Annotated in this window: 25 protein-coding genes; 11 read left to right on the top strand and 14 right to left on the bottom strand. The window is 69.4% G+C overall.

Annotated elements, in window-relative coordinates:
- Positions 1-68 precede the first annotated feature (68 nt).
- On the top strand, positions 69-1,136 hold the full coding sequence (locus QTI17_RS15960; protein WP_286534306.1) for a DnaJ C-terminal domain-containing protein: 1,068 nt from the start codon (positions 69-71) through the stop codon (positions 1,134-1,136).
- 24 nt (positions 1,137-1,160) lie between these two features.
- Here the strand turns inward: QTI17_RS15960 and QTI17_RS15955 are convergent, their stop codons facing one another.
- From QTI17_RS15955 to QTI17_RS15920, 8 genes are all read right to left on the bottom strand, one after another.
- On the bottom strand, positions 1,161-2,456 hold the full coding sequence (locus QTI17_RS15955) for an acetyl-CoA hydrolase/transferase family protein (protein ID WP_286534305.1): 1,296 nt from the start codon (positions 2,454-2,456) through the stop codon (positions 1,161-1,163).
- A 36-nt stretch (positions 2,457-2,492) separates the two neighbouring features.
- Positions 2,493-3,740 (bottom strand): phenylacetate--CoA ligase family protein, encoded by a 1,248-nt coding sequence (locus QTI17_RS15950; protein ID WP_286534304.1) that lies wholly within the window; start codon positions 3,738-3,740, stop codon positions 2,493-2,495.
- Positions 3,737-4,567, bottom strand: coding sequence for an ABC transporter ATP-binding protein (locus QTI17_RS15945; protein ID WP_286534303.1), 831 nt, complete (start codon positions 4,565-4,567; stop codon positions 3,737-3,739). Before QTI17_RS15945 ends, QTI17_RS15950 begins: the two co-directional genes overlap by 4 nt.
- Before the next feature lie 20 nt (positions 4,568-4,587).
- Complete coding sequence (locus tag QTI17_RS15940) at positions 4,588-5,913, bottom strand: ABC transporter substrate-binding protein (protein ID WP_286534302.1); 1,326 nt, start codon at positions 5,911-5,913, stop codon at positions 4,588-4,590.
- Positions 5,914-5,942: 29 nt separating this feature from the next.
- A complete protein-coding gene (locus tag QTI17_RS15935) occupies positions 5,943-7,007 on the bottom strand; it encodes a branched-chain amino acid ABC transporter permease (protein WP_286522025.1) in 1,065 nt (354 codons plus the stop codon).
- A gap of 14 nt (positions 7,008-7,021) precedes the next feature.
- Complete coding sequence (locus tag QTI17_RS15930; protein ID WP_286534300.1) at positions 7,022-7,951, bottom strand: branched-chain amino acid ABC transporter permease; 930 nt, start codon at positions 7,949-7,951, stop codon at positions 7,022-7,024.
- Complete coding sequence (locus QTI17_RS15925; protein WP_286534299.1) at positions 7,951-8,736, bottom strand: ABC transporter ATP-binding protein; 786 nt, start codon at positions 8,734-8,736, stop codon at positions 7,951-7,953. The genes QTI17_RS15930 and QTI17_RS15925 overlap by 1 nt, the downstream gene beginning before the upstream one ends.
- A gap of 82 nt (positions 8,737-8,818) precedes the next feature.
- Entirely contained in the window at positions 8,819-10,753 is a 1,935-nt protein-coding gene (locus QTI17_RS15920; RefSeq protein WP_286534415.1) for an AMP-dependent synthetase/ligase, read from the bottom strand.
- A 93-nt stretch (positions 10,754-10,846) separates the two neighbouring features.
- Between QTI17_RS15920 and QTI17_RS15915 the strand changes: the two genes are divergently transcribed.
- Both QTI17_RS15915 and QTI17_RS15910 read left to right on the top strand, forming a co-directional pair.
- Entirely contained in the window at positions 10,847-11,584 is a 738-nt protein-coding gene (locus QTI17_RS15915) for a Crp/Fnr family transcriptional regulator (protein ID WP_286534298.1), read from the top strand.
- A 75-nt stretch (positions 11,585-11,659) separates the two neighbouring features.
- A complete protein-coding gene (locus QTI17_RS15910) occupies positions 11,660-12,646 on the top strand; it encodes a helix-turn-helix transcriptional regulator (RefSeq protein WP_286534297.1) in 987 nt (328 codons plus the stop codon).
- Between the two features lie 12 nt (positions 12,647-12,658).
- On the opposite strand, the gene QTI17_RS15905 is transcribed toward QTI17_RS15910, so the two are convergent.
- Positions 12,659-13,285 (bottom strand): SOS response-associated peptidase family protein, encoded by a 627-nt coding sequence (locus QTI17_RS15905; RefSeq protein ID WP_286534296.1) that lies wholly within the window; start codon positions 13,283-13,285, stop codon positions 12,659-12,661.
- Positions 13,286-13,402: 117 nt separating this feature from the next.
- On the opposite strand from QTI17_RS15905, the gene QTI17_RS15900 reads away from it, so the two are divergent.
- Positions 13,403-14,161, top strand: a complete 759-nt coding sequence (locus QTI17_RS15900; RefSeq protein ID WP_286534295.1) for an SDR family NAD(P)-dependent oxidoreductase — start codon at positions 13,403-13,405, stop codon at positions 14,159-14,161.
- 37 nt (positions 14,162-14,198) lie between these two features.
- Here the strand turns inward: QTI17_RS15900 and QTI17_RS15895 are convergent, their stop codons facing one another.
- Both QTI17_RS15895 and QTI17_RS15890 read right to left on the bottom strand, forming a co-directional pair.
- Entirely contained in the window at positions 14,199-15,161 is a 963-nt protein-coding gene (locus tag QTI17_RS15895; protein ID WP_286534293.1) for a Bug family tripartite tricarboxylate transporter substrate binding protein, read from the bottom strand.
- Positions 15,162-15,290: 129 nt separating this feature from the next.
- A complete protein-coding gene (locus QTI17_RS15890; RefSeq protein WP_286534292.1) occupies positions 15,291-15,503 on the bottom strand; it encodes a hypothetical protein in 213 nt (70 codons plus the stop codon).
- Positions 15,504-15,649: 146 nt separating this feature from the next.
- On the opposite strand from QTI17_RS15890, the gene QTI17_RS15885 reads away from it, so the two are divergent.
- The gene (locus QTI17_RS15885) at positions 15,650-16,417 is read left to right on the top strand and encodes a pseudouridine synthase (protein ID WP_286534289.1); all 768 of its coding nucleotides are present in this window, start codon (positions 15,650-15,652) and stop codon (positions 16,415-16,417) included.
- A gap of 16 nt (positions 16,418-16,433) precedes the next feature.
- On the opposite strand, the gene QTI17_RS15880 is transcribed toward QTI17_RS15885, so the two are convergent.
- Positions 16,434-17,441, bottom strand: a complete 1,008-nt coding sequence (locus QTI17_RS15880) for a zinc-dependent alcohol dehydrogenase family protein (protein ID WP_286534288.1) — start codon at positions 17,439-17,441, stop codon at positions 16,434-16,436.
- A 110-nt stretch (positions 17,442-17,551) separates the two neighbouring features.
- On the opposite strand from QTI17_RS15880, the gene QTI17_RS15875 reads away from it, so the two are divergent.
- Positions 17,552-18,478, top strand: a complete 927-nt coding sequence (locus tag QTI17_RS15875; protein ID WP_286534286.1) for a LysR family transcriptional regulator — start codon at positions 17,552-17,554, stop codon at positions 18,476-18,478.
- A gap of 10 nt (positions 18,479-18,488) precedes the next feature.
- On the opposite strand, the gene QTI17_RS15870 is transcribed toward QTI17_RS15875, so the two are convergent.
- Complete coding sequence (locus QTI17_RS15870; protein ID WP_286534285.1) at positions 18,489-18,968, bottom strand: DUF3761 domain-containing protein; 480 nt, start codon at positions 18,966-18,968, stop codon at positions 18,489-18,491.
- Between the two features lie 148 nt (positions 18,969-19,116).
- Here QTI17_RS15870 and QTI17_RS15865 point away from each other — a divergent pair, with 148 nt between their 5' ends.
- The 5 genes from QTI17_RS15865 (at position 19,117) to QTI17_RS15845 (ending at position 24,865) form a co-directional block, all read left to right on the top strand.
- Complete coding sequence (locus tag QTI17_RS15865; RefSeq protein WP_286534283.1) at positions 19,117-19,776, top strand: response regulator; 660 nt, start codon at positions 19,117-19,119, stop codon at positions 19,774-19,776.
- Positions 19,773-21,134, top strand: coding sequence for a sensor histidine kinase (locus QTI17_RS15860; protein ID WP_286534282.1), 1,362 nt, complete (start codon positions 19,773-19,775; stop codon positions 21,132-21,134). The genes QTI17_RS15865 and QTI17_RS15860 overlap by 4 nt, the downstream gene beginning before the upstream one ends.
- Positions 21,135-21,192: 58 nt before the next feature.
- Positions 21,193-22,218: an ABC transporter substrate-binding protein gene (locus tag QTI17_RS15855; protein WP_286534281.1), complete on the top strand. Its 1,026-nt coding sequence runs from the start codon at positions 21,193-21,195 to the stop codon at positions 22,216-22,218.
- 116 nt (positions 22,219-22,334) lie between these two features.
- On the top strand, positions 22,335-24,377 hold the full coding sequence (gene htpG, locus QTI17_RS15850) for a molecular chaperone HtpG (RefSeq protein ID WP_286534280.1): 2,043 nt from the start codon (positions 22,335-22,337) through the stop codon (positions 24,375-24,377).
- 23 nt (positions 24,378-24,400) lie between these two features.
- Entirely contained in the window at positions 24,401-24,865 is a 465-nt protein-coding gene (locus QTI17_RS15845; protein WP_286534279.1) for an EVE domain-containing protein, read from the top strand.
- Here the strand turns inward: QTI17_RS15845 and dmeF are convergent.
- Entirely contained in the window at positions 24,843-25,808 is a 966-nt protein-coding gene (gene dmeF, locus QTI17_RS15840) for a CDF family Co(II)/Ni(II) efflux transporter DmeF (protein WP_286534278.1), read from the bottom strand. The two genes, QTI17_RS15845 and dmeF, sit on opposite strands and share 23 nt — an antisense overlap.
- Positions 25,809-25,852: the final 44 nt, after the last annotated feature.

Below are 25,852 nucleotides of genomic sequence, written 5' to 3'. Positions count from 1 at the left end.
GTTCTTTCGCTCTGGCTGCCGCAAGGAGCATGCCCGTCCACGCGCATGCTCGTGGATAATTCGCGCCGATGGGCACCGACAACGCTTTCGCCGAACTGGGACTGGGCTCCGACGCCACCGAGCGCGAGGTCAAGGCGGCCTGGCGCCGCCTGGCCTCGCAGTGGCACCCCGACCGCAACACCAGCGCCGATGCGGTCGCCAGGATGCAGCGGATCAACCAGGCCTTCGAGCAAATCCGCAATGCCGGATTCCCCGCAAGCCCGGCGCCTGCGCCGTCCGACGAAACCGAGCCCGCTCCGGCCGCTGCCGCTGCTGAAGACGCCGCCGAACCCCGGCGCCGGCCGATCCATCGCAAGGTCAAGCTCACGCTCGAGGAGGCGGCGGCCGGCAGCATCAAGTCGCTGCGCGGCAAGATGACGCACGCCTGCGCCACCTGCGACGGGGCTGGCCACCAGGTGCTCGGTGGCAACTGCGCCCAGTGCGGCGGCTCGGGCGCGGTGGCGAAGCGCTCCTTCTTCGGCTGGCCCGGCGGCATGAGCGAGTGCGTCGCCTGCCACGGCGGCGGCATCGCCCAGCGAAGCTGTCCGGACTGCGAGGGCGCCGGGACCCAGTCACGCGCCTACCAGGTCAAGGTCCGCATCCCGCCCGGGGTGCGTCACGGCGACCTGCTGCACGTCGACGGCCGGCGCGCGCGTGCCAATCCGCCGCCGGCCGACCTGGAGCTTCGCGTCGAGCTGCTGGCCCACCCCTTCTTCGAACTCGACGAGGACGGCACGCTGCGCTGCGAGATGCCGGTCGACGGCTTCGCCTGGATCGCCAACCGGACGGTCCAGCTGCCCACCCTCGCGGGCCTGCGGTCCCTGGCCTTGCGCCGCGACCGGCTGAGCTATCGCCTGCAGGGCGAGGGCTATCCGACGGGGCGCGGCGGTGCGCGCGGCGACCAGGTGGTCACGGTGCAGCCGGTGTTTCCGGAGCAGCTCAGCGCCGACCAGGAGATCCTGCTCGACCAGCTCATCGCATCGTCGTCAGGCCACGGCGCCACGGCGCCGGACGAGCGCCTGCGGGCCTGGAACCGGGGCCTGCGCGCCTGGGAGCGCGGGCTCGATGCGCGCGACCGGCGGACCGCCCAGGGCTGATCGGAATCCGGCGCGCTGCTTTTTTCAGAGCAGCTTCGCGCGCTTCGCCTGCTCGGTCAGATCGGCGCGGAAATCCGGGTGCGCGATCGCGATCAGTTCCTGTGCCCGTTGCTTGGCCGACTTGCCGCGCAGCTGGGCCACGCCGTGTTCGGTGACCACGTAGTTGATGTCGTTCTTGCTGGTGCTGACATGCGTGCCCGGCGACAGCGAGGGCACGATGCGCGAGATCGTGTCGCCCTTGGCGGTGGAGGGCAGCACGATGAAGGCCTTGCCGCCGCGCGAGCGGTTGGCGGCGCGCACGAAGTCGGACTGGCCGCCGGTGCCCGAGAACGGCGCATGGCCCAGGCTCTCCGAGCCGCACTGGCCCAGCAGGTCGATCTGCAGGGTGGCGTTGATGGCGACCAGGTTGTCGTTCAGGCCCGCCAGCGCCGGGTCGTTGGTGAAGTTGACGGGGTGGATCTCGACCGCCGGATTGCGGTCCATGAAGCGGTACAGCTTGTTCGAGCCGAGCGCGAAGGTCGCGATCGTCTTGCCGGGCAGGTAGTTCTTGCGCCGGTTGGTGACCACGCCGGCCTCGATCAAGGTCAGGATGCCGTCGCCGAGCATCTCGGTGTGGATGCCCAGGTCGCGCTTGTCCGTGAGCTGCATCACGACCGCGTCGGGAATGCCGCCGTAGCCGATCTGCAAGGTCGAGCCGTCCTCGATCAGCTCGGCGACATGCTTGCCGATGGCCTGCTGCACCGGGCCGATCTTCGGCAGTCCGACTTCGAGCACCGGGTCGCTGCTTTCGACCAGGGCCGCGACCTGCGAGACATGCACGTGGCAGTTGCCGTTGGCGAAGGGCACGTTGGGGTTCACCTCGAGCACCACCGCGCGGGCCCGGGCCACCGCCGCCATCGTGTAGTCGGCCCCCAGGCTGAGCGCGAAGTAGCCGTGGGCGTCCATCGGCGAGGCCATGCTGAACACCACGTCGGCCGGGATCTGGCCGCGCTCGATCTGTGCCGGGATCTCGGAGAAGTAGTTGGGGATGAAGTCGATCCAGCCCTCTTGTCCGCCGGCGCGGGTCGCGCCGCCGAAGAACAGGGCGACGTGGCGCACGTGCTGCGTGGTCTCGGGGTCGATGTAGGCGTACTTGCGCATCGCCAGGATCTGCGACACCTTCACGTCCCTGAAATCGCGCCGCTGCACCGACAGCGCGGTGAGCAGCGCGGGCGGCTCGCCGACCCCGGTCGGCACGATGATCAGGTCGCCGTCGCGCACCTGGCGCACGGCCTCGGCGGCCGGCTGCAGCTTCTGTTGGTAGAGGTCTTGGATGGTCATCTCTAAAGCTCCTGTTCGCGGCCGCCATCTTCCATCTTATTTATAGCTGCGTGCATCCTCGATGACCTTGCCGTCGTTGGGCAGACTGCCTGGCGCCACCAGCTCCACCGCGCCGCGCAGCTTGGTGACATCGCGGATCGCCTCGGCGATGCGCTCGGCCAGGCCCGCGGGCGCCTCCGGGCATTCGAGCCGGAGCGTCATGCGGTCGTCGGCCATCTCGCCCTCGACCACCAGCCGCGCCCGCTGCACCTCGGGAAAGCGCCGCGCGATCTCCGCCACCTGGCTCGGATGCACGAACATGCCGCGCACCTTGGTGGTCTGGTCGGCGCGGCCGAGCCAGCCCCTGATGCGCGTGTTGGTGCGGCCCGTGGGACAGTGCCCGGGCAGCACGGCCGACAGGTCGCCGGTGCCGAAGCGGACCAGCGGATAGTCGGGATTGAAGGTGGTGACGACGACCTCGCCGACCTCGCCTTCGGGCACCGGATCGCCGGTGCCCGGGCGCACGATCTCGACGATCACGCCCTCGTCGAGCACCAGGCCTTCGCGGGCCGGGGTCTCGTAGGCGATCAGCCCGAGGTCGGCGGTGGCGTAGCACTGCATGCCGGCCACGCCGCGCTCGGCCATCCAGTCGCGCAGGCTGGGCGGAAAGGCTTCGCCCGACACCAGCGCCTTGGTCAGCGAGGCGAGCGCGATGTTCTTCTCGGCCGCCTTCTCGATCAGGATCCGGAGGAAGCTCGGCGTGCCGATGTAGCCCGTCGGCCGCAATTCGGCGATGGCCTCGACTTGCTGCTCGGTCTGGCCGGTGCCGCCGGCGAACACGGTGCAGCCGAGCGCGCGGGCGCCGCTGTCCATGATCGATCCGGCTGGCGTCATGTGGTAGCTGAAGCAGTTGTGCACCAGTTCGCCGCCGCGAAAGCCGGCCGCGAACAGCGCCCGCGCCGTGCGCCAGTAGTCGCTCGCCTCGCCCTCGGGCTCGTAGATGGTGCCGGGGCTGGCGAACACGCGCGGCATGCGGGACCCGAAGCGCAGCGCCGAGAAGCCGCCGAAGGGGTCGCTGGCGCGGCGCGCCTTCTGCAGCGCCAGCAGCTCGGACTTGCGCGTCACGGGCAGCTTCGCCAGCGCCGCGCGGCTCGTGATCTCGGCCGGCCTCACGCCGTCGAGGATGTGGCCGAAGGCCGCGGTCGCGGACTGGGCCTGCAGGACCTGCCTGGGCAGCGCCGCCAGCAGGTCGCGCTCGCGCTCGGCCGGGTCGCGGACCTCGAGCGCATCGTAGAAATCCGTCATGCCAACCACCGCTTTCTGCGCTTGTAGCTCTTCACGTCGCGGAAGCTCTTGCGGTCGGCGCCGCCGACGCCGAGGTAGAACTCCTTGACGTCCTCGTTCTCGCGCAGGCTCTTCGCCTCGCCGTCCATCACGATGCGGCCGTTTTCCAGGATGTAGCCGTAGTCGGCATAGCGCAGCGCCATGTTGGTGTTCTGTTCCGCCAGCAGGAAGGTCACGCCTTCCTTCGCGTTCAGGTCGCGCACGATGCCGAACACCTCGTCGACGATCTGCGGCGCCAGCCCCATCGAGGGCTCGTCGAGCAGCACCATGTTGGGGTTGGCCATCAGCGCCCGGCCGATGGCGCACATCTGCTGCTCGCCGCCCGAGGTGTAGGCGGCCTGCGAGCCGCGCCGGGTCTTCAGGCGCGGGAAGTAGGCGTAGACCTTCTCGAGCGTCTGCGCGATCGCGGCCTTGCCGTCGGTGCGGGTGTAGGCGCCGGTCATCAGGTTGTCCTCGATCGACAGGTGGGCGAAGCAGTGGCGGCCCTCCATCACCTGGATCAGGCCGCGCTTCACCAGGGCCGCGGGCGACAGTGCCTCGATGCGCTCGCCGCGCAGCTCGATCGTGCCCTTGGTCACCGCGCCGCGCTCGCCCGCCAGCAGGTTCGACACGGCGCGCAGCGTGGTCGTCTTGCCGGCGCCGTTGCCGCCCAGCAGCGCCACGATGCCGCCCTCCGGCACCGTGAGCGAGACGCCCTTCAGCACCAGGATCACGTGGTTGTAGATGACCTCGATGCCGTTGACCTCCAGCAGCGGGGCTGCCGGCGCGGGCGCGGATACGTTGACCATGGCGTGCTGCGTCGGGCCGCTCAGCTGCAAGTGCGCGGCTTGATGTTCTTGTCTTTCGCGTACTTGGCCGAGTACTCCGCGACCAGCGGGTCGAGGTTGGCCTTGCGCGCCTGGTACCAGTCGGGCTGTACCTGCCACTTGGCTCCGTCCCACTGCGCGATGCGCGCCCAGTCGGTGCCCATGTGGTTGCTGCACGAGGTCTTGATCGGCCGCATGATCTCGCCGAAGCCCAGCGCCTTGAGCTTGTCGGCCGAGAGGTCGAGGTTCTCGTAGCCCCAGCGAACCTGCTCGGGCGTCAGCGTCTTGCCCTTGCCGTACTTTTCCTGCGCGGCGCGGATGGCTTCGACCTGCAGCATCGCGATCATCATGCCGCGGGTGTGCGCCATGACGCCGATCTCGTCGGCGTTGGCGGCCGTGCCCTGGCCCTTGTCGTAGACGAACTTCTTCAGGTCGTCGTGCACCTTGTCGCGCGAGGCGCTGTTGTGGATCGTGACCGTGTTGTAGCCCTTGGCGCCGGCGCCGATGTCCTTCACGTCGTGGTCCGAGCCGGCCCACCAGACCGAGTACATCTTCTCGCGCGGGAAGCCGCTGGCCTGGGCCTCGCGGATGCCGGCCGGCGTCATCACGCCGGCGCTCCAGAACAGCACGTAGTCGGGCTTCTGCTGGCGGATCTGCAGCCACGTCGACTTCTGCTCGACGCCGGGCGGCGTGACCGGGAACAGCGCCAGCTCGAAGCCGTCCTGCGCCGCCAGTTTCTGCAGCAGCAGGATCGGCTCCTTGCCATAGGGCGAGTCGTGGTAGACCAGCGCGATCTTCTTGCCCTTGAGGCTGCCCTTCTCCTTATTGGCGATGTCCTGCAGGATCACGTCGGTGGCGGTCCAGTAGGTGCCCAGCAGCGGGAAGTTCCATTCGAACACCGTGCCGTCGACCGACTGCGACAGGCCGTAGCCCATGGTCTCGATCGAGACCTTGTCGTTGAAGGCCTTGTCGGTCACCGCGAAGGTGATGCCGGTCGACTGCGGGTCGAAGCCCGAGGCGCCCGTGCCCTTGGCCTTCAGGCGGTCGTAGCATTCGACGCCCTTGGCGGCGTCGTAGGCGGTCTCGCATTCCTCGTACGCGAGCTTGACGCCGTTGACGCCGCCGTCGCGCGCGTTCACCAGCTTGAGGTAGTCCTGCTTGCCGTCGGCCCATGGGATGCCGAGCGGCGCGAACTGTCCGGTGCGGTAGACCAAGAGCGGGATGAACTGCTCGCCGGCGGCCTGCGCCCGGGCCGGCACCGGCAGCATCGCGGACGAAAGCCCGGCCGCTGCGATGGCCGCCGCGAGAGCGATGGACTGGAACTTCATGCTGTGTCTCCTGTTGTTGAATGGACGGGTCAGTGAGGGAAGGGCCACAGCCGCAGCTTCTGCCGGGCCGTGGCCCACAGGGCGGCGAGGCCGTGCGGCTCGACGATCAGGAAGAACACGATCAGCGCGCCGAAGATCATGTGTTCGAGGAAGCTCGCGGTGCCGGTCGAGATCGCCAGCCCGAGCCAGTGCGGCACGAGGTTCAGGAACAGCGGCAGCAGCACGATGAAGGCGGCGCCGAACACCGCGCCGACGATCGAGCCGAGGCCGCCGATGATCACCATGAACAGCAGCTGGAAGGACTTGTCGATGCCGAAGGCGGCCGGCTCCCAGGCCCCCAGGTGCACGAAGCCCCACAGCGCGCCGGCGACGCCGACGATGAAGGAGCTGACGGCGAAGGCGCTGAGCTTGGCGTAGACCGGCCGGATGCCGATCACCGCGGCCGCCACGTCCATGTCGCGCATCGCCATCCATTCGCGGCCGATCGCGCCGCGCACCAGGTTCTTGGCCGCCAGCCCCAGCAGCACCAGCAGCGACAGGCACAGCAGGTACTTGCGCGCCGGGGTGTCGAGCGCAAGGCCGAAGAACTGCAGCGCCGAGACGCTGACCGAGCCCGACGAGGAGCCGTTCGTGACCCAGGCCACCCGGTTGGTGAACCAGTCGGTGAAGAACTGCGCCGCCAGCGTCGCCACCGCCAGGTAGAGGCCGCGGATGCGCAGGCTCGGAATGCCGAACAGGATGCCGAAGACCATCGCACAGAATCCGCCGCCGATCAGCGACAGCAGCAGCGGCATGCCCTCGATGCGCGCGTTCAGGTTGTAGGCCGCATAGGCGCCGACCGCCATGAAGGCGCCGGTGCCGAGCGAGATCTGGCCGCAGTAGCCGACCAGCACATTGAGCCCGATGGCCGCCAGCGAGAGGATCAGGAAGGGCACCAGCACGGCGCGGAAGAGGTAGTCGCTGGCCAGCATCGGCACGGCGACGAAGGCCACCAGCGCGAACAGCGCGAGCGCGATGCGGTCCTGCGCGATCGGGAAGATCTGCAGGTCGCTCTGGTAGCTGGTCTTGAACTGGCCGTTTTCGCGGTAGAACATGGTGTGTCGAGGCCCTAGACGCGGTCGATGATCTTGTCGCCGAACAAGCCCTGCGGGCGGACCAGCAGGAAGGCGAGCGCCAGCACGTAGGCGAACCAGTTCTCGATGCCGCCGCCGACCATCGGCCCGAGGTAGATCTCCGACAGCTTCTCGCCGACGCCGATGATCAGGCCGCCGAGGATCGCACCGGGCACCGAGGTCAGGCCGCCGAGGATCACCACCGGGAAGGCCTTGAGCGCCACCAGCGAGATCGAGTACTGCACGCCCAGCTTGGAGCCCCAGATGACGCCGGCCACCAGCGCGACCAGGCCGCCGACCGACCAGACGATGACCCAGATGCGGGCCAGCGGAATGCCGATCGATTGCGCCGCCTGGTGGTCGTCGGCCACCGCGCGCAGCGCCCGGCCGGTCTTGGTCTTCTGGAAGAACAGCGACAGCGCGACCACCAGCAGGGCCGCCATCGCCGCGGCGTAGAGGTCTTCCTTGCTCAGCAGCAGGCCGCCCTGGAACACGTTCTCGAGCACGATCATCGGATCCTTCGGCATGCCGACGTCGATCTTGTAGGTGCTGCTGCCGAACAGCAGCTGGCCGGCGCCGTCGAGGAAGTAGCTGATGCCCAAGGTCGCCATCAGGAGCGTGATGCCTTCCTGGTTGACCAGGTGGCGCAGCACCAGCCGCTCGACCAGCCAGGCCACGACCACCATCGCCGCGGCCGCCACGCAAGCCGCCAGCAGGTTGACCAGCAGCATGCTGTCGAGGCCGGTCCAGCGCGGGATCCATTCGGCGAAGCGCGCCATCGTCAGCGCCGCGAACAGCACCATCGCGCCCTGCGCGAAGTTGAAGACGCCCGAGGCCTTGAAGATCAGCACGAAGCCGATCGCGACCAGCGCGTAGAGCATGCCGGCCATCAGGCCGCCGAACAGGGTTTCGAGGAAAAAGCCCATCAGTGTTCAGTCCCCAGGTAAGCCCGGATCACGTCCTCGTTGTTGCGCACCTCGTCGGGCGTGCCGTCGCCGATCTTCTTGCCGTAGTCGAGCACGACCACGCGGTCCGAGATGTCCATCACCACGCCCATGTCATGCTCGATCAGCACGATCGTGGTGCCGAACTCTTCGTTGACGTCGAGGATGAAGCGGCTCATGTCCTGCTTCTCTTCCACGTTCATGCCGGCCATCGGCTCGTCGAGCAGGAGCACCTGCGGCTCCATCGCCAGCGCCCGGCCGAGGTCGACCCGCTTCTGCAGGCCGTAGGGCAGGCGGCCCACGGGCGTCTTGCGGTGCAGCTGGATCTCGAGGAAGTCGATGATGCGCTCGACGAATTCGCGCTGCGCGATCTCCTCGCGCGCGGCCGGCCCCCAGCGCAGCGCCTGCGCCAGGATTCCGCTCTTCATCTTGAGGTTGCGCCCGGTCATGATGTTGTCGAGCACGCTCATGCCCTTGAACAGCGCCAGGTTCTGGAAGGTGCGCGCCACGCCCATCTCGGCCACCTGGCGCGAGTTCATGTGCCTGAAGTGCTGGCCGCGGAAAGTGATCTGGCCCTGCTGCGGCTGGTAGACGCCGTTGATGCAGTTGAGCATCGAGCTCTTGCCGGCACCGTTGGGGCCGATGATCGCGCGCACCTCGTGCTCGCGGACATCGAAGCTGATGTCGGTCAGCGCCTTGACGCCGCCGAAGCTGAGCGAAATGTTCTGCACGTCCAGGATGACGTCGCCGGTCTTCCTGCTGCTCATTGGAGCCTCCACTCTCGGCACTTCGTGTCCTCGCTGCCCCCCGAGGGGGCGCGAGCTTGCTTGGGGCGGCCCGGCGCGGCGCTCATGCGGCTGCTTTCAGCGGTGGAAACCGCTTGGCATCGACGATCTTCAGCGTCGCGCTGACCACACCCGTACGGCCGTCCTCGAACTTGACCTGGGTCTCGATGAACTGCTCCGTCTTGCCGCCGTACAGCGCCTCGATCAGCACCGCGTACTTGCCGGCGATGAAGCCGCGCCGCACCTTGCGCGTGCGCGTGAGTTCGTCGTCGTCGGGGTCGAGCTCCTTGTGCAGCACCAGGAAGCGCGCGATCTGGGTGTCGCCCATGCCTTCCTCGGTTGCCAGGTCGGCGTTGACCTGGGCGATGCAATCGGCCACCAGCCCCAGCACCTCGGGCTTGGCCGCCAGGTCGACATAGCCGCCATAGGCCAGGCCGCGCCGTTCGGCCCAGTTGCCGACGGCCTCGAAATCGATGTTGACGAAGGCGCAGACCTCGTCGCGGCCGTCGCCGAAGCACACGGCTTCTTTGATCTGGGGAAAGAACTTGAGCTTGTTCTCGATGTAGTTGGGCGCGAACATCGCGCCGCCCTGCATGCGGCCGACGTCCTTGGCCCGGTCGATGATGCGCAGGTGGCCTTCGGCATCGAGCACGCCGGCATCGCCGGTGTGGAAGTAGCCGTCGGCGTCGAGCACCTCGGCGGTGGCGTCGGGCCGCTTGTAGTAGCCCTGCAGCACCGATACGCCGCGCACCAGCACCTCGCCGTCGTCGGCGATCTTGAGCTCGATGCCGGGCGCCGCGCTGCCCACGGTCTGCAGCTTGACCTTGCCGTCCTGCTGCAGGCAGACATAGGCGCAGGTCTCGGTCTGGCCGTAGAACTGCTTGAGGTTGACGCCGATCGAGCGGTAGAAGCGGAACAGGTCGGGCCCGATCGCCGCGCCCGCCGTGTAGGCCACGCGGATGCGGCTCATGCCGAGCACGTTGCGCAGCGGGCCGTAGATGAGCAGGTCGCCGAGCGCATAGAGCGCGCGATCCATCGCACCGACCGGTGCGCCATTGAGGATGTCGGCGCCCACGCGCCGCGCCAGCGCCATGAATTTCGCGTACAGCCAGCGCTTGGGCGCGGCCGCGTCCTCCATCCGGATCGACACCGCGGTGAGCAGGGCCTCGAAGGTGCGCGGCGGGCCGAAGTAGTAGCTCGGGCCGATCTCGCGCATGTCGTTCATCACGGTCTCGGCCGACTCGGGACAGTTGAGCGTGAAGCCGCCGACCAGCCACTGCGCGACCGAGAACAGATGGTCGCCGACCCAGGCCATCGGCAGGTAGCTCATGATGTTGTCGCCGGGGCCGAGCCGGTCGGTCTCGACGCCGCCGCGGCCGGCCGCGATGAAGCTCGCGTGCGTCTGGCAGACGCCCTTGGGGCGCCCGGTGGTGCCCGAGGTGTAGAGGATCACGGCCACGTCGGAGGCTTCGCCGGCGGCGACGCTCTGGTCGAAGAATCCGGGATGGGCGGCGTCCCAGGCGCGGCCGAGTTCGCACAGCTTCTCGTAGCCGAGCAGGCCGGGCTGGTCGTAGTGGCGCAGTCCGCGCGGGTCGTCGTAGACGATGTGGCGGATCGCAGGCCGCGTCTCGCGGCATTCGAGCAGCTTGTCGACCTGCTCCTGGTCCTCGGCGACCACGAATTCGACCGCGGCGTCCTCGAGCATGAAGACCATCTCGGCCGCCACCGCGTCCTGGTAGAGCGGCACCGGCACGCCGCGCAGGCTCTGCGCCGCGATCACCGCCATGTAGAGGTGCGGCCGGTTGGCGCCGACGATCGCCAGGTTGTCGCCGGCCTTGAAGCCCAGGCTCGCCAGTCCGCAGGCGAACTCGCGCACTTCGCGCGCGACGTCCGCCCAGGACCAGCTCTGCCAGATGCCGAGATCCTTCTCGCGCACCGCGGGGGCATCGGGCTGATGCTGCGCATGGCCCAGCAACAGGCGAGGAAAGGTAGGAGGGATGGTCTGCACGATGGGCGGACTGTAGGACCAACTTTGACGCCAACTTGTCGTTTGAACGACAATCCTAGGGACAACACTCCCCGGAGTTTCCCGATGCGCGGCACCGACCCTGGCACCTCCACGATCCGCGACCGCGTGCGGCCGGCCAGCGCCGAAGAGCTCGCCAGCATCCCGTGGCTGGACGCGCTGACCCCCGCCGAACGGCGCCGCGCCGAGGCCGCGGTGGTGGTCGGCGAGGCCGAGCCGGGCGACCTGGTCTGCCGCATCGGCCGCCCGCCGACCTACTGGTTCGGCGTCGTCGCCGGCCTGCTCAAGATGAGCAACGACAACGCCGACGGCACGTCGATGACCTACAGCGGACTGCCGCCGGGTGGCTGGTTCGGCGAAGGCACGGTGCTCAAGCGCGAGCCCTACCGCTACAACGTCCAGGCCTTGCGCCACAGCGTGGTGGGGGGATTGCCGGCGGACGACTTCCATTGGCTGCTCGATCACTCGATCGGCTTCAACCGCTTCGTGATGAACCAGCTGAACGAGCGCCTGGCGCAGTTCATCGCGGCGCGCGAGACCGACCGGCTCAACGATCCCGACGTGCGCGTGGCGCGCAATCTGGCGGCGCTGTTCAACCCGGTGCTGTTCCCGGGAGTCGGCGAGTTGCTGCGCATCACGCAGCAGGAGCTGGCCTACCTGATCGGGCTGTCGCGCCAGCGGGTCAACGAGGCCCTGCGCGCGCTGCAGGCGCAGGGCGCGATCCGGGTCGAGTACGGCGGCCTGCGCGTGATCGACCTGGCCGCGCTGCGCGCCAGCGTGACGGCGGGCAAGGGCGCTGCGTAGCGGTGTCGGGGGCAAGCCGCGCTCGGGCATGCAGAATGCTGGCGCGACATCCCGGCCACGACAACGATATCCCTGATGGACCCACTCGACGAACTGCAACGCTACAGCCAACTGCTCCTGCGGCTCTACCGCATGGCCCAGGATCTGCCGATCACCGAATTCCAGGACGCCGCGCTCGGGCTGGTCAAGGGGGTGCTGCCGTTCGACTCGTCGCTGTGGGGCACGGCCGCGCCGTCGGCCGGCGGGCCCGACATCCACACTGTCCACCTGCACAACAAGTCGCCCGAGATGCTGCCGGCCTACGAGTCGGTCAAGCACCTGGACACGGCGGTGGCGGGCATGTTCGCCGAGCCCCGGGCGACCCGCGGCTTCCACCTCGAGACCTGGTTCTCCGACCCGCGCCAGCAGGAGATCCGCGACATGATGCGGCGCTTCGAGATCGAGAACATGCTGGCCACCACCGTGATCGATCCCGCGACCCGCTTCGCCCACTGGATCCTGCTCTACCGCGCCGAGCGCGATGCCGGCTACACGCCCGAGGAGACCGGCCTGCTGGCGTTGCTGGCGCCGCACGTGATGGAGGCGCTGGCGATCAATCGCAAGATGCACCTGGAGCGGCTCGGTCCGGCCGAGCAGGACGCGGTGCCCCGCGGCAGTGCCATCGCCGACATGCGCGGCGTGGTCTACCACGCGGATGCGCGCTTCGCCGCGCTGGCCGGCGAGGAGTGGGACGACTGGCAGGAGCGCCGGCTGCCGGCTGCGCTCGCGAGCCACTTCCAGGGCGACGGCGAGCGCTTTCGCGGCCGCGCGGTGGTGGTCGACGCCCGCGTCGAGCAGCAGCTGCTGTTCCTCAAGGCCCGGCCGCGCTGCCGCGCCGACGGCCTGACGGCGCGCGAGTTCACGATCGCCAAGCTGATCGCCAAGGGCGACACCCACAAGGAGATCGCGCAGACGCTGACCCGCTCGCCGGCCACGGTGCGCAACCAGATCCAGGTGATCTACGAGAAGCTCGGGGTCGGCAACATCGCCGGGTTGATCGAGGCGCTGCGGCTGGCGGACTAGGGCGCGTCCACGCTAGGCTGCGCGTACCGACGCCGCCGGCAGCGTCTGCCGCGCCAGCTTGTCGTCGGCATAGGGCCGCAGGTAGGCCGCGGTTTCCTCCACCGGGCAATGCAGCCAGTCGTCGATCCAGGCGTCGCGCAGGATCGCGGTGCGGCGCTGCTCCGGCCGGCCCGGGGTGCCGAAAGTCAGCAGCGCGAAGCTCTCGACGCACTCGCCGGCGGGCGAGCGCCAGCCGTTCCAGAGGCCGGCCAGGGCGAGCGGCTGGCCGTCGGTGCGCGAGACGCGCACGGTGTGGCCCTCGATGTCGGCGTCCTGGAACACGGCATCGGCAAGGATCACGCAGCGATGGCCGCGCTTCCAGGGCTGGTAGAAGTTGCGCTCGGCGAAGGCGGTCTCGCCGCGTGCCTCGTGGGTGTGCAGGTCCTGGCCGTCCTTGCTGAACAGCGGGATCAGGCCCCAGCGCCCGGGGGCGATCTGGAAGCGGGCCAGCGAATCCTGGGCCGTGTCGTCGGCACGGGGTCGCCGCACGAACAGGCCTTGCTCGCCCGGCCGCACGATCGATGCCTCCGGCCGGCAGGCCAGACCGAAGCGCTGGGCGAAGTGAAGGGGCTCGCTCGCTGCTTGGTAATGGGTGGGCATGGCCAGGACGGTGTGAAAGCTGGCGGATTCTAGTCAGCCGCCGATACCATAGGAAGGTTCGGCCTGCGCACAAGCGGCGCCGGCGCGCCATAGCTCACGAAAACTCCCCAAAACTCCATGACCTCTTCCCGCCTCACCATCATCACCGGCGCTTCCCGCGGCCTGGGCCGCGCCATGGCCGAGCAGTTGCTGCAACCCGGCCAACGCCTGCTGTGCATCTCCCGCCAGGCCGACGAGCAGTTCGCCGCCCGTGCCCGCGAGGCCGGTGCCGAGCTTGAGCAGTGGCAGCTGGACCTGTCCGATCCGGTGTCGGGTGCGGCTCGGCTCGCGGCCTGGCTGCAGGGGCTCGACCCCGACGCCTTCGACAGCGCGACCTTGATCAACAACGCTGGCACGGTCGGCCGTCCGCGCCCCTTGTCCGAAGCGGTGGCGAGCGAACTGGCGCAGGCGCTGCGGGTCGGGCTCGAGGCGCCGATGCTGCTGGCCTCGGCCTTTCTCGGCGCCACCAAGGGCTGGCGCGCCGAGCGCAAGGTGCTCAACATCTCCTCCGGCCTGGGGCGCAATGCGATGGGCAGCCAGGCGCCTTACTGCGCCGCCAAGGCCGGCATGGACCATTTCTCGCGCGCCGTGGCGCTGGAAGAAAAGGCGGCCGCCAACGGCGCGCGGATCGTCTCGCTGGCCCCCGGCATCATCGACACCGACATGCAGGTGGCGCTGCGGGGCGCCGAAGCCGACATGTTCCCGGACCGCGTGCGCTTCGAGAAGTTCAAGGCCGACGGCCTGCTCGACAGCCCGGCGTCGGCCGCCGCCAAGATCCTGAAGTACCTGGCGCGTCCGGACTTCGGCAACAACCCGGTCGCCGATATCCGCGACTGACGGGATCGGCACGGCCGGCGGAGCCCGACCTCGGGGGTTACTCAATCGTCGCGCCGGAGTCGTGGACGATGGATTTCCACTTCTGGTAGTCGGTCTTTAGCAGGGTCTGGAGTTCCTGCGGCGTCATGGCCTGCGGCTCGGCGCCCTGGGCGATGATCGCGGCCTTCATCTCGGGCGTGGCCAGCAGCTTGTTGACTTCGGCGTTGACCGTCACGACCACGTCCTTGGGCGTGCCGGCCGGCATGAAGAGGCCATACCAGGTGCTGACGTCGAAGCCCTTGTAGCCCAGCTCGGCCACCGTGGGGACGTCTGGCAGCGAGCTGCTGCGGCGCCCCGAGGTCACGGCCAGGGGGCGCAGCTTGCCGCCCTGGATCTGGCTCATGGCCGAGGGCAGCGACGACACCATGAGGTCGACGTTGCCGGCCAGCACGTCCATCATCGCGGCGTTTGAGCCCTTGTAGGGCACGTGGCGCATCTTGATGTTGGCGGCGCTCTTGAAGATCTCGCCGGCCAGGTGGATGGTGGTGCCGTTGCCGGGCGAGCCGTAGGTGATCGAGTCGGGCGCCGCACGCGCCGCCGCGACGACATCGGCCAGCGTCTTGAACTTGGAATCGCTGCGGGTGACGATCACCACCGGCGTGTAGGCGACATGCGCCACCGCCACCAGGTCCTTGGTCGGGTCGTAGCTCAGATTCTTGTAGAGCCAGGGCGCGACGACCATGTTGTCCTTCTGGCCCATCACCATCTCGTAGCCCGAGGGCGCCGCCCGCACCGCCTCGGCGATGCCGATGGTGCCGCCGGCACCGGCGCGGTTGTCGGGCACCACGGTCCACTTGCTGACCTCGGTCAGCTTGTTGGCGACCAGCCGCGACAGGATGTCGGTGCCGCCGCCGGGCGGGAACGGCACGATCATGCGGATCGGCTTGGCAGGATAGGGCTGGGCCTGCGCGGCGGTGAATGCCAGCGCCAGGGCGGCGAGGGTGAGCAGCTTTCGGATCATGGGGTGTCTCGTCGTTGGGGTGCCGCGAAGATGCGGCGCCATGCGCCGGGAGTGTGCCCCAACCCGCCGGCCACAGCGCTCGCGATTGGCGATGGCCGAGGTCTCGGATCGCGACTGCGGTCGCCCGCGTCAGTGCATCGTGGGCGGCCCGGCGTCGCCGTGCGCCTCGGTGCGCCGCTGCAGTGCCTCGATGCCGGCCATCATCGCCGCGCCGTAGGTCGGCATCGGCCCGGAAGCGGCGTCGATCGGGCGGCAGTCGCTGCCTTCCTGCTTCTGCAGCACCCAGTAGAAGTGACCGGCGATCGGTTCGTCGACGATCAGCGAGATCGCATGGATGTCCATGTGCAGTTCCTTGTTCAGCCCATGGACCGGTTGTACGCATGCCCCGCACGCCCGCAAAGCAACGAAATCACGCGGCGGCCCACGCGGTTGCAACAGTCGGCGCTTGCGTGAAAAACGCACGCCGCGGATCGCGGACAATGGGCGCGATGTCCGAGATCCCCGCCCCCTCCCGCCTCAACAAGCGCATGGCCGAGCTGGGCTTGTGCTCGCGCCGCGAGGCCGACGACTGGATCGCGCAGGGTTGGGTCAAGGTCAACGGCCAGGTGGCCGAGATGGGTGTCAAGGTGCTGCCCTCCGACCGCATCGAGGTCGACCGCAAGGCGCAGAACCAGCAGCAGCAGCAGGTGACGATCCTGCTGCACAAGCCGATGGGCTACGTCAGCGGGCAGGCCGAGGACGGCCACGAGCCCGCGGTGGTGCTGATCAATCCGCGCACCCACTGGCGCGAGGATCCGAGCCGCAACCGCTTTTCGCCGCCGCAGCTGCGCGGCCTGGCGCCGGCCGGCCGGCTCGACATCGATTCGGTCGGCCTGCTGGTGCTGACGCAGGACGGCCGCGTGGCACGGCAGCTGATCGGCGAGGATTCCGGCATCGAAAAGGAATACCTGGTGCGGGTGGCCTACGGCCCGGTGGCGCAAAACTCGCAGGCCGCCTTTCCGCGCGAACTGCTCGCGAAGCTGCGCCACGGCCTGAGCCTCGACGGCCAGCCGCTGAAGCCGGCCAAGGTCGACTGGCAGAACCCCGAGCAGCTGCGCTTCGTGCTGACCGAGGGCAAGAAGCGCCAGATCCGCCGCATGTGCGAGCTGGTCGGGCTCAAGGTCGTGGGGCTCAAGCGCATTCGCATCGGCCGGGTGGTGCTGGGCAACCTGCCGGTCGGCCAGTGGCGCTACCTGGGGACGGACGAACGGTTCTGAGCGGCCGGCGCACGGGTCAGAAACGCACGACGACCTTCCCGAAGGCGCCCTGTGCCAGGTGCGCGAAGGCGGCCGGCACATCCTCGATGCCGTAGGTGGCCGCAATCACGGGTTCGAGGCGGTTCAGGTCGACCGCACGCACCATCCGTTCGAGCGCGCGCGCATGGCCCACGCTGATGCCCTGGATCACGGCCCGGCGGCGGATCGCGTCGAAGGCCGAGCCGCTCATCGCGCCGCCTTCCAGCACGCCGATGACGCTGACGCGGCCGCCTTGCGCCACCGCCTCCAGCGAGCGGCCGAGGTTGGCGCCGCCCACGAGTTCCAGCACGTGATCGGCACCGCGCCCGTCGGTCAGCCGGCGCACTTCGGCGGGCCAGTCGCCGTCCCGCGCGAGGGCATGGGCGGCGCCCAGCGCGAGCGCCTGCTGGCGTTTGTCCGCGCTGCCCGACACCACGATGGCCCGGGCGCCGTGCAGGCGTGCGAACTGCAGCCCGAACAGCGCCACGCCTCCGGTGCCATGGATCAGCACGGTCTGGCCGGCCTGCAGCGCGCCGGTCTCGACCAGCGAGAACCAGGCGGTGAGCGCGGCGCAGGGCAGGGCGGCGGCCTGGGCCGCATCGAGCGTGCGCGGCGCGGCGACGACCCACTGGGCGTCCAGCACCACGTGCGAGGCCAGCATGCCCGGGCCGGGGCCGCCCATCGCGATGGCGTGTTCCGGCGCGGCGCCGTCCAGCCAGCCGCCGACGAAGGTGCTGATCACCCGCTCGCCGCCTTGCCATGCCGTGACGCCGGCGCCGACGGCGAGCACCGTGCCCGCCATGTCCGAGGCCGGCGTGAAAGGCAGCGGCGGCGTCCAGCCGTAGTCGTTGTCGAGCAGCATCAGGTCGCGATAGTTGAGCGAGACCGCTTCGACGCGGACCAGGACCTGGCCGGGTCCGGGCTCGGGAATGGCACCTTCCGAGAAGCGCAGATGCTGCCGGCCGAAGTCGGTGATATGCCAGCGGCGCAGGGTGGTGTCTGTCATGGAGTGCTTGCAATGGAGTTGTGGAAAGACAGTCGAAAGTCGATGCTATTGGCTCTTACAATTCCGCAGTGGCGATGAATTTTCGATTGAATGAAGATGTGAAGGAATCAATGAGCGAACGTCTGAACGGCATCGAGGCTTTCGTGGCGGCGGTCGAGGCCGGCAATTTCGCGCTCGCTGCCGAGCGGCTGCACCTGAGCCGCTCGGCGGTGGGCAAGAGCGTCGCACGGCTCGAGGCGCGCCTTGGCACGCGGCTGTTCCACCGCACCACGCGCAGCCAGAGCCTCACCGAGGACGGCCAGGCCTACTACGAGCGCTGCCATCGGGCACTGGCCGAACTGGACGCGGCCGACGCGGCGGTGGAGGCCGGCCGGCGGACGCCGACCGGGCGGGTGCGCATCACCATGCCGGCGCTGATCGGCCGGGCCTGCGTCGCGCCGCTGCTGCTGGCGCTCGGCCGCAAGCATCCGGCGCTGGCCTTCGACCTGTCGTTCAGCGACCGCCGCGTCGACCTGGTCGAGGAAGGCATCGACTTGGCGATCCGCAGCGGTCCGCTGGGCGACAGCGCGATGCTCTCGGCGCGGCCGCTGGGCCGGCAGTGGATCGGGATTTATGCGGCGCCGGGCTATCTCGCCGAACGTGGCCGCCCCTCGGGTTTCGACGAGCTCGCGGCCAGCGCGGCGGCGCACAGCTTCGTCGGCTACGCGCGCGAGGGCTGGCCGCATCCCTGGCGCTTCCACGACCGGCTGGGTCGCGTCGCCGAGTTCGAGGTGCCGGCGCGCTTCAGCTTCAGCTGCGACAGCCTGGAGGTCAGCGCCATGGCCGCCATCGACGGCGCCGGGCTGGCGCGGCTGCCGACCTGGCTGGCGGCCGACGCTCTCGCCAGCGGCGCCCTGGTGCGGGTCTTCGAGGAAGCGCAGCCCTACGGCTACGAACTGAACGCCGTGTGGCCGCAGGCGCGCGCGCTGCCGCAGAAGACCCGCGTGGTCATCGACACGCTGGCCGAACGGCTGCCGCCGCTGCTCGCGCTGCGCTGAGCAAGCAGCCTCAGCCCGCGCAGGCCTTGTTGTGCGAGGCGTGCATCCCCTTTGCCTTGGCCTCGGCTTCGCTCAGGTACTCGCCCTTCTTGGTCTTGCCGTAGTAGCGGTCGCCCATGCAGTGGTAGACCTTGGTCTCGTCGTTGGCCCAGACCTTGCCGGCGCCGCCGCCGGGTGCGGCGGCCATCGTCGACGGATCGGGCCGCGCCGCCGGCTTGGCGGCCGCCGCTGCCGCGGCCGGGGCAGCGGCCGCCGGTGCGGCTGCCACCGCAGGTGCCGCTGCAGGTTTCGCATCGGCCTTGCCGTACCAGGTCTGGATGCCCTTGTGGCCGCGGCAGGCGCCCGACTTGGTGTCGGGCGACGCAAAGCTGCCATCCTTGCATTGCACGGTGGTGCCGGCGGGCGCGCCGGCCGGCAGTTGCTGGGCCTGGACGCCGAGGGCGGCCAGCAGGCCTGCCGCGGCCAGCAAGGTCTTGGGGGAAAAAGTCATCCGGACGCCTCCTCGGGCGGTGAAATGGGGAACAACCATCCTCCGCGTGCGGTCTGAACGCCAGCTGACCGATCGGCGCATCGTCCGCTCATGCGGCGCTAATAATCCGGGCGTAGCCTCGCCGTCGAACCCGTTCCAAGGAGATTCCGTGCGCGCATTGCTGGTCGAAGACGACGAAATGATCGGCGCGAGCCTGATGCATGCGCTCGACCGCGCCGGCTGGTCGGTCGACTGGGTCCGCGACGGCCTGCTGGCGCACAGCGCGCTCGCCGATGGCGGCTACACCTGCGTGCTGCTCGATCTCGGGCTGCCGAAGCAGGACGGCACCGAGGTGCTGCGGCGCGCCCGCTCCCGCGGCGACGCCACGCCGGTGCTGGTGCTGACCGCCCGCGACGGGCTCGACGACCGGATCCAGACGCTCGACCTGGGCGCCGACGACTACCTGCTGAAGCCCTTCGCCCTGCGCGAACTCCTGGCGCGAATGCGCGCCGTGGTGCGGCGCCGCGACGGCGCCGCGCATTCGGTCATCGGCACCGCGACACTGCAACTCGACCTCACGACCCGCGACGTGCTCGCCAACGGCGTGCGGGAGGCGCTCACCGCGCGCGAATTCGCGCTGCTGCATGCGCTGCTGGAGCGGCCCGGCGCCATCCTGTCGCGCGAGCAGCTGGAGGACCGCATCTATGGCTGGGGCGACGAGGTCACGAGCAACGCGATCGACGTGCTGATCCACGGCATGCGGCGCAAGCTGGGCGCCGAGGCGATCCGCAACGTGCGCGGGCTCGGCTGGCGGGTCGCACCGGCGTGAACGCCGGCTGGGGCTGGCGCCCGCGCTCGCTGCGCGCCCGGCTGCTGGCCTGGCTGGTGGCGCTGCACCTGCTGGCGATCGCGGCCACCGTGTGGCTCTCCTACGTGGCCTACGGCCGGCTGGTGAACAACTTCATGGACGACCAGATGCGGCTGGTGGCCGAGTCGCATGCGACCCACCGCCGGCTGCCCACCCTGCAGCCGGTGAGCCGCGACGACGTCGTCCAGCGCGGCGCCTTCGTGGTCCAGGTCTGGAGCGCCGACGGCGCCACCTTGCAGGCCACCTCGTGGCGCGGCCTGGCGCTGCCGCTGCAGCCGGAGCCGGGTTTCGGCAACGTCCGCCTCGGCCCCGGCGACACCGGCGAATGGCGCGTCTACACGCTGGCCGCCGAGCCGCCCGACGGCGCGCCGCGGGTGCAAGTGGTGCAGAACGACGGCTTCCGGCGCCAGCGGATCGTGCGCCGGGCACTGCTCGAAAGCCTGCCGATCCTGCTGCTGCTGCCGATCACGCTCGGCCTGCTGTGGGCCATCGTCTCGGCCGCCTCGCGATCGCTGCGCGTCGTCGCCCGCGACCTGGCGGCGCAGGACGAGGCCAGCCCCGACGGCGTGCCGGTGGCCCGGGTGCCGGAGGAGATCGCGCCGCTGGTGGCGGCCTTCAACAGCCTGCTGGGCCGGCTGCGCAGCGCGCTGTCGGCCCAGCGCCACTTCATGCAGGACGCGGCGCACGAGCTGCGCACGCCGATGGCGGCGATCGGCCTGCAGATCGAGAACCTGCGCGCCGATGTGCCGCACGGCGACGCCGCCGAGCGCTTCGCCCAGCTCGAGGGCGGCGTCCGGCGCGCCCAGCACCTGATCGAGCAGCTGCTGCGCCTGTCGCGCCAGGACGCGCCGGCGCCCGGTGCCCGCGGCCCGGTGGACCTCGCGATGCTGTTGCGCGACAGCGTCGGCCAGTTGATGGTGCTGGCCGACCAGCGCCGGGTCGATGTCGGCTTCGAAGGCCTCGTCACGCCGTGGGTTAGTGCGCCGGCGGCCGATCTGCGCAGCGTGTTCGACAACCTGATCGACAACGCGGTGCGCTATGCGGCCGAGGGTGGCGTGGTCGACGTCCGGCTGCACGCGGTCGACGGCCAGCCGGTGGTCGACGTGGTGGACGACGGCCCCGGCATCCCTGGCGAGCAGCTCGAGCGCGTCTTCGATCGCTTCTACCGGGTCGCCGGCGCCCCGGCCGGCGGCAGCGGGCTGGGGCTGGCGATCGCGCAGGCGGCGGCGCTGCGCAACGGGCTGCGCATCGTGCTGGCCAACCGGAGCGACCGCAGCGGCCTGGTGGCCCGGGTCCATCTGCCGCCGATCGCTGCCTGAAGCCGCCACACCCGGGGACGCTATCCTGCGCGTCTCGTTCGTGAACCCGGGAGACTTCATGCGCCGTTTCGTTGCCCCAGCCCTCGCCGCCTTCGCCCTGACCGCCACCGCCCTGGCGGCGCAGGCCCAGGGCACAGTCAATGCCCTGTGCAGCACCGACGCCGGCTGGTGCGAGGCGGCGGCGGCCGAGTTCAGCCGGGCCACCGGCATCCGCGTGCTGCAGGCGCACAAGGGCACCGGCGAGATCGGTGCCCAGCTGCGGGCCGAGGCCGCCAATCCGAAGACCGACATCTGGTGGGGCGGCACCGGCGACCCCTTCCTGCAGGCGGCCGAGGAAGGCCTGCTCGAGCCCTACCGCCCGGCCTACATCAACGACCTGTACGACTGGTCGGTGCGGCAGTACGCGATGTCTGGCAACCGGGTCGGCGGCTTCTACACCAGTGCCATGGGCTTCGGCTTCAACACCGAGGTGCTCAAGAAGAAGCACCTGCCGGAGCCGCGCTGCTGGGCCGACCTGGTCAAGCCAGAGTACAAGGGCGAGATCGAGATGTCGCACCCCGCCACCAGCGGCACCGGCTACACCATCGTCGCCGGGTTGGTGCAGCTGATGGGCGAGGACGCCGCCTTCGACTACCTGAAGAAGCTGCACCGCAACACCACCACCTACACCCGCAGCGGCCAGGCCCAGGCGCCCAACGTGGCCAAGGGCGAGGTGGCGGTCGGCATCAGCTTCATCTTCGGCTTCGACAAATGGCGCCACGACAAGTACCCGGTCAAGACCGCGGCGCCCTGCGAAGGCACCGGCTACGAGATCGGCGGCATCGCGCTGGTCAAGGGCGCGCGCAACAAGGCCAACGCCCAGCGCTACTACGACTGGCTCATGAGCCCGGCCGGCCAGGCCATCGGCGCCCAGGCCGGCAGCCTGCAGTCGCCGGCCAACCGGACCTTCAAGCCCGATCCGCGCATCCCGTCGATGGACGGCGTCAAGCTCATCAAGTACGACTTTGAGAAGTACGGCCAGGCGGCCGAGCGCAAGCGGCTGATCGACCGCTGGACGCGCGAGGTCGAGTCGCAGCCGCGCTGAGGCTCGTAAGGCTTTGAAACCGCCGGCCCTTGCGATCGGGCCGGCCAGCCCCAGGTCTTGTAAAGTTGAAAGTTCGCCGTCGGCGAACCGTTTTTCCCTTTGATTGTTCTCGCGCCATGACCATCTCCAAGACCAAACTCCCGTTCCAGGCCGAAGTCGCCCAGCTGCTGCACCTGGTCACGCATTCGCTCTACTCGAACAAGGAAATCTTCCTGCGCGAACTGATCTCGAATGCGTCCGACGCCTGCGACAAGCTGCGTTTCGAAGCCATCGACCAGCCCGCGCTGTTCGAAGACCAGCCCCGGCTCGACGTGCGCGTCGCCTTTGACGCCGAAGCCAAGACCCTGACCATCACCGACACCGGCATCGGCCTGAGCCAGCAGGAAGCCATCGACAACCTCGGCACCATCGCCAAGAGCGGCACCAAGGAGTTCATGAGCCGGCTGTCGGGCGACCAGAAGGCCGACGCGCAGCTGATCGGCCAGTTCGGCGTCGGCTTCTACTCCGGCTTCATCGTGGCCGACAAGATCACGGTCGAATCGCGCCGCGCCGGACTGCCGGCCGAAGAGGGCGTGCGCTGGGTCAGCAGCGGCGCCGGCGACTTCGAGGTCGACACCATCAGCCGCGCCGAACGCGGCACCAGCGTCACCCTGCACCTGCGCGACGACGCCGAGGAATACCTCAACGCCTGGAAGCTCAAGTCGATCATCGGCAAGTACTCCGACCACATCTCGCTGCCGATCCTGATGGAGAAGGAGGAGTGGAAGGAGGGCGAGGACAACAAGGGCGGCGCGATGGTCAAGACCGGCGAATGGGAGCCGGTCAACAAGGCCAACGCGCTCTGGAGCCGGGCCAAGAAGGACATCAGCGAAGAGCAGTACGTCGACTTCTACAAGAACATCAGCCACGACTTCGAGGCGCCGCTGGCCTGGAGCCACAACCGGGTCGAGGGCAACACCGAGTACACCCAGCTGCTCTACATCCCGGCCAAGGCGCCGATGGACCTGTGGAACCGCGACAAGGGCGCGGGTGTCAAGCTGTACGTCAAGCGCGTCTTCATCATGGACGACGCCGAGGCGCTGCTGCCCAGCTACCTGCGCTTCGTCAAGGGCGTGATCGACTCCGCCGACCTGCCGCTCAACGTCAGCCGCGAGCTGCTCCAGGAGAGCCGCGACGTCAAGGCGATCCGCGAAGGCAGCACCAAGCGCGTGCTGGGCATGCTCGAGGACCTGGCGAAGAAGCAGAAGACGGCGGCCGAGAGCGGCGAGGGCAAGATCGACGTCGGCTCCGGCGAGTCGGTGCCGGCGCCCGAGCCGACCGAAGGCGTGACCGACGTGGTCGACAAGAAGGCCGACCACAGCACGCCCGCGGCCGAAGCCGCCGCGGAATACGCCGACGAATCGGGCAAGTACGCCCGCTTCTATGCCGAGTTCGGCGCGGTCCTGAAAGAAGGGCTGGGCGAGGACTTCGGCAACCGCGAGCGCATCGCCAAGCTGCTGCGCTTCGCCTCCAGCACCAGCGACACGGTCAGCGTCAGCTTCGCCGACTACAAGTCGCGCATGAAGGACGGCCAGGACGCGATCTACTACATCACGGCCGACACGCTGGCCGCCGCCAAGAACAGCCCGCAGCTCGAGATCTTCAAGAAGAAGGGCATCGAGGTGCTGCTGATGACCGACCGGGTCGACGAGTGGGCGCTCAACTACCTGACCGAGTTCGACGGCACGCCGCTGCAGAGCGTGGCCAAGGGCGCGGTCGACTTGGGCAAGCTGCAGGACGAGGCCGAGAAGAAGGCGGCCGAGGAAGCCGCCGAGTCCTTCAAGCCGCTGCTGGAGCGCCTCAAGGAGACACTCAAGGACAAGGCCGAGGACGTCCGCGTCACCACTCGCCTGGTCGATTCGCCGGCCTGCCTGGTGGTGCAGGACGGCGGCATGAGCACCCAGCTGGCGCGCATGCTCAAGCAGGCCGGCCAGCCCGCGCCCGAGCTCAAGCCGGTGCTCGAGGTCAATGCCGAGCATCCGCTGGTGAAGAAGCTGGAGGGGTCGGCGCACTTCGACGACCTGGCCAACATCCTGTTCGACCAGGCGCTGCTGGCCGAAGGCGGCCTGCCGGCCGATCCGGCGGCCTACGTGCGCCGGGTCAACGCCCTGCTGGTCTGAGGCACGCGCTGCGCGACGCCGCCATGTCCGGCTACTGGTTGATGAAGTCCGAGCCCGACGAGTGCTCGATCGACGACGCCCTCGCGGCGCCGAAGTCGACCGTGCCCTGGACCGGCGTGCGCAGCTACCAGGCGCGCAACTTCATGCGCGATGCGATGCAGGTCGGCGACGGGGTGCTGTTCTATCACTCGAGCTGCCCGGAGCCCGGCATCGTCGGCATCGCGCGCGTGGCATCCGGCACCCGGCCCGATCCGACCCAGTTCGATCCGGCCTCGCCCTACTTCGATGCCGCGTCGAAGGCCGAGCAGCCCCGCTGGCTGCTGCTGGACGTTCAGGCGCTGCGCAAGACCCGCCTGCTGTCGCTGCCCGAACTGCGCGCCACGCCGGCGCTGGCCGACATGCTGGTGCTGCGCAAGGGCAACCGGCTGTCGATCACGCCGGTCGAGCCGCAGCACTGGCAGTTCATCACGGGGCAGCTGCTGGCCTGAGCCCGGGGGCCGCCGCTACGCGGTTCACCTCGACCGAGATGTGGACCAGCTCCTCGTGGATGCGCAGCTGCTGCTTGAAGTAGTCCGGCCCGACATCGCCGTCGGTGGCCAGCGAGACGATGCAGGCGTACTTGCCCCTGCCGACCCGCCACACATGGAGATCGCACAGCGTGGCCGGCACCGGGCTGGCATCGATCACCTCGCGGATCTCGGCCACCACCGGCGCATTCATCTCGGCGTCGAGCAGCACCCGACCCGACTCGCGCATCAGCCCGGCGGCCCAGACCGCGACCAGCCCGGCGCCGACGATGCCCATCAGCGGGTCGAGCCAGTCGGCGCCCCGCAGCTTGCCGCCGAACAGCGCGACGATCGCGAGCACCGAAGTCGCGGCATCGGCCACGACGTGCAGGTAGGCCGAGCGCAGGTTCAGGTCGTGGTGCACGTGGCCGGGGTGATCGTGGTGGCCGTGATGGGCATGGCCGTGGTCTTCCCCGCGCAGCAGCCAGGCGCAGGCCAGGTTCACGCCCAGTCCGAGCACGGCGATCGCGATCGCCTGGTCGTAGTGGATCGGGCTCGGGGCCAGCAGGCGCGCGACCGATTGCCAGAGCATCGACGCGGCCACCAGCGCCAGCACGATCGCGCTGGTGTAGCCGCCGAGGACCTCGATCTTCCAGGTGCCGAAGGAGAAGCGCCGGTCGTCGGCGAAGCGCCGCGCCGCGGCATAGGCGGCCACCGACAGACCCAGGGCCACGGTGTGCGAGCTCATGTGCCAGCCGTCGGCCAGCAGCGCCATCGAGTTGAAGATCCAGCCGCCCGCGATCTCGATCACCATCATCACGGCGGTCAGGACCGCCGCCCACAGCGTGGCGCGCTGGGCCAGGGGATTGCCGTCGTCGAAGACGTGGGCGTGCTGCCAGCCCCGGGTGGTTTGAAGAGTCTGCATGGCCAGATACTGTACCCCAGTATATGGCCGGCCGCCTAGAATGG

It is taken from the genome of Variovorax sp. J31P179, assembly GCF_030316985.1.
Classification (GTDB): Bacteria; Pseudomonadota; Gammaproteobacteria; order Burkholderiales; family Burkholderiaceae_C; genus Variovorax; species Variovorax ginsengisoli_B.
The sequence above is the reverse complement of the archived record's forward strand: the minus strand, read 5'-3'. Positions and strand labels throughout refer to the sequence as shown.

Bases quoted from the DNA above. Each gene is read 5' to 3' on its own strand.
- dmeF (WP_286534278.1), bottom strand. From the start codon at position 25,808: ATGCAGACTCTTCAAACCACCCGGGGCTGGCAGCACGCCCACGTCTTC.
- QTI17_RS15875 (WP_286534286.1), top strand. From the start codon at position 17,552: ATGAGCGAACGTCTGAACGGCATCGAGGCTTTCGTGGCGGCGGTCGAG.
- QTI17_RS15885 (WP_286534289.1), top strand. From the start codon at position 15,650: ATGTCCGAGATCCCCGCCCCCTCCCGCCTCAACAAGCGCATGGCCGAG.
- QTI17_RS15945 (WP_286534303.1), bottom strand. From the start codon at position 4,567: ATGGTCAACGTATCCGCGCCCGCGCCGGCAGCCCCGCTGCTGGAGGTC.
- QTI17_RS15895 (WP_286534293.1), bottom strand. From the start codon at position 15,161: ATGATCCGAAAGCTGCTCACCCTCGCCGCCCTGGCGCTGGCATTCACC.
- QTI17_RS15955 (WP_286534305.1), bottom strand. From the start codon at position 2,456: ATGACCATCCAAGACCTCTACCAACAGAAGCTGCAGCCGGCCGCCGAG.
- QTI17_RS15845 (WP_286534279.1), top strand. From the start codon at position 24,401: ATGTCCGGCTACTGGTTGATGAAGTCCGAGCCCGACGAGTGCTCGATC.
- htpG (WP_286534280.1), top strand. From the start codon at position 22,335: ATGACCATCTCCAAGACCAAACTCCCGTTCCAGGCCGAAGTCGCCCAG.
- QTI17_RS15880 (WP_286534288.1), bottom strand. From the start codon at position 17,441: ATGACAGACACCACCCTGCGCCGCTGGCATATCACCGACTTCGGCCGG.
- QTI17_RS15890 (WP_286534292.1), bottom strand. From the start codon at position 15,503: ATGGACATCCATGCGATCTCGCTGATCGTCGACGAACCGATCGCCGGT.
- QTI17_RS15940 (WP_286534302.1), bottom strand. From the start codon at position 5,913: ATGAAGTTCCAGTCCATCGCTCTCGCGGCGGCCATCGCAGCGGCCGGG.
- QTI17_RS15935 (WP_286522025.1), bottom strand. From the start codon at position 7,007: ATGTTCTACCGCGAAAACGGCCAGTTCAAGACCAGCTACCAGAGCGAC.
- QTI17_RS15855 (WP_286534281.1), top strand. From the start codon at position 21,193: ATGCGCCGTTTCGTTGCCCCAGCCCTCGCCGCCTTCGCCCTGACCGCC.
- QTI17_RS15900 (WP_286534295.1), top strand. From the start codon at position 13,403: ATGACCTCTTCCCGCCTCACCATCATCACCGGCGCTTCCCGCGGCCTG.
- QTI17_RS15960 (WP_286534306.1), top strand. From the start codon at position 69: ATGGGCACCGACAACGCTTTCGCCGAACTGGGACTGGGCTCCGACGCC.
- QTI17_RS15870 (WP_286534285.1), bottom strand. From the start codon at position 18,968: ATGACTTTTTCCCCCAAGACCTTGCTGGCCGCGGCAGGCCTGCTGGCC.
- QTI17_RS15950 (WP_286534304.1), bottom strand. From the start codon at position 3,740: ATGACGGATTTCTACGATGCGCTCGAGGTCCGCGACCCGGCCGAGCGC.
- QTI17_RS15910 (WP_286534297.1), top strand. From the start codon at position 11,660: ATGGACCCACTCGACGAACTGCAACGCTACAGCCAACTGCTCCTGCGG.
- QTI17_RS15915 (WP_286534298.1), top strand. From the start codon at position 10,847: ATGCGCGGCACCGACCCTGGCACCTCCACGATCCGCGACCGCGTGCGG.
- QTI17_RS15905 (WP_286534296.1), bottom strand. From the start codon at position 13,285: ATGCCCACCCATTACCAAGCAGCGAGCGAGCCCCTTCACTTCGCCCAG.
- QTI17_RS15925 (WP_286534299.1), bottom strand. From the start codon at position 8,736: ATGAGCAGCAGGAAGACCGGCGACGTCATCCTGGACGTGCAGAACATT.
- QTI17_RS15930 (WP_286534300.1), bottom strand. From the start codon at position 7,951: ATGGGCTTTTTCCTCGAAACCCTGTTCGGCGGCCTGATGGCCGGCATG.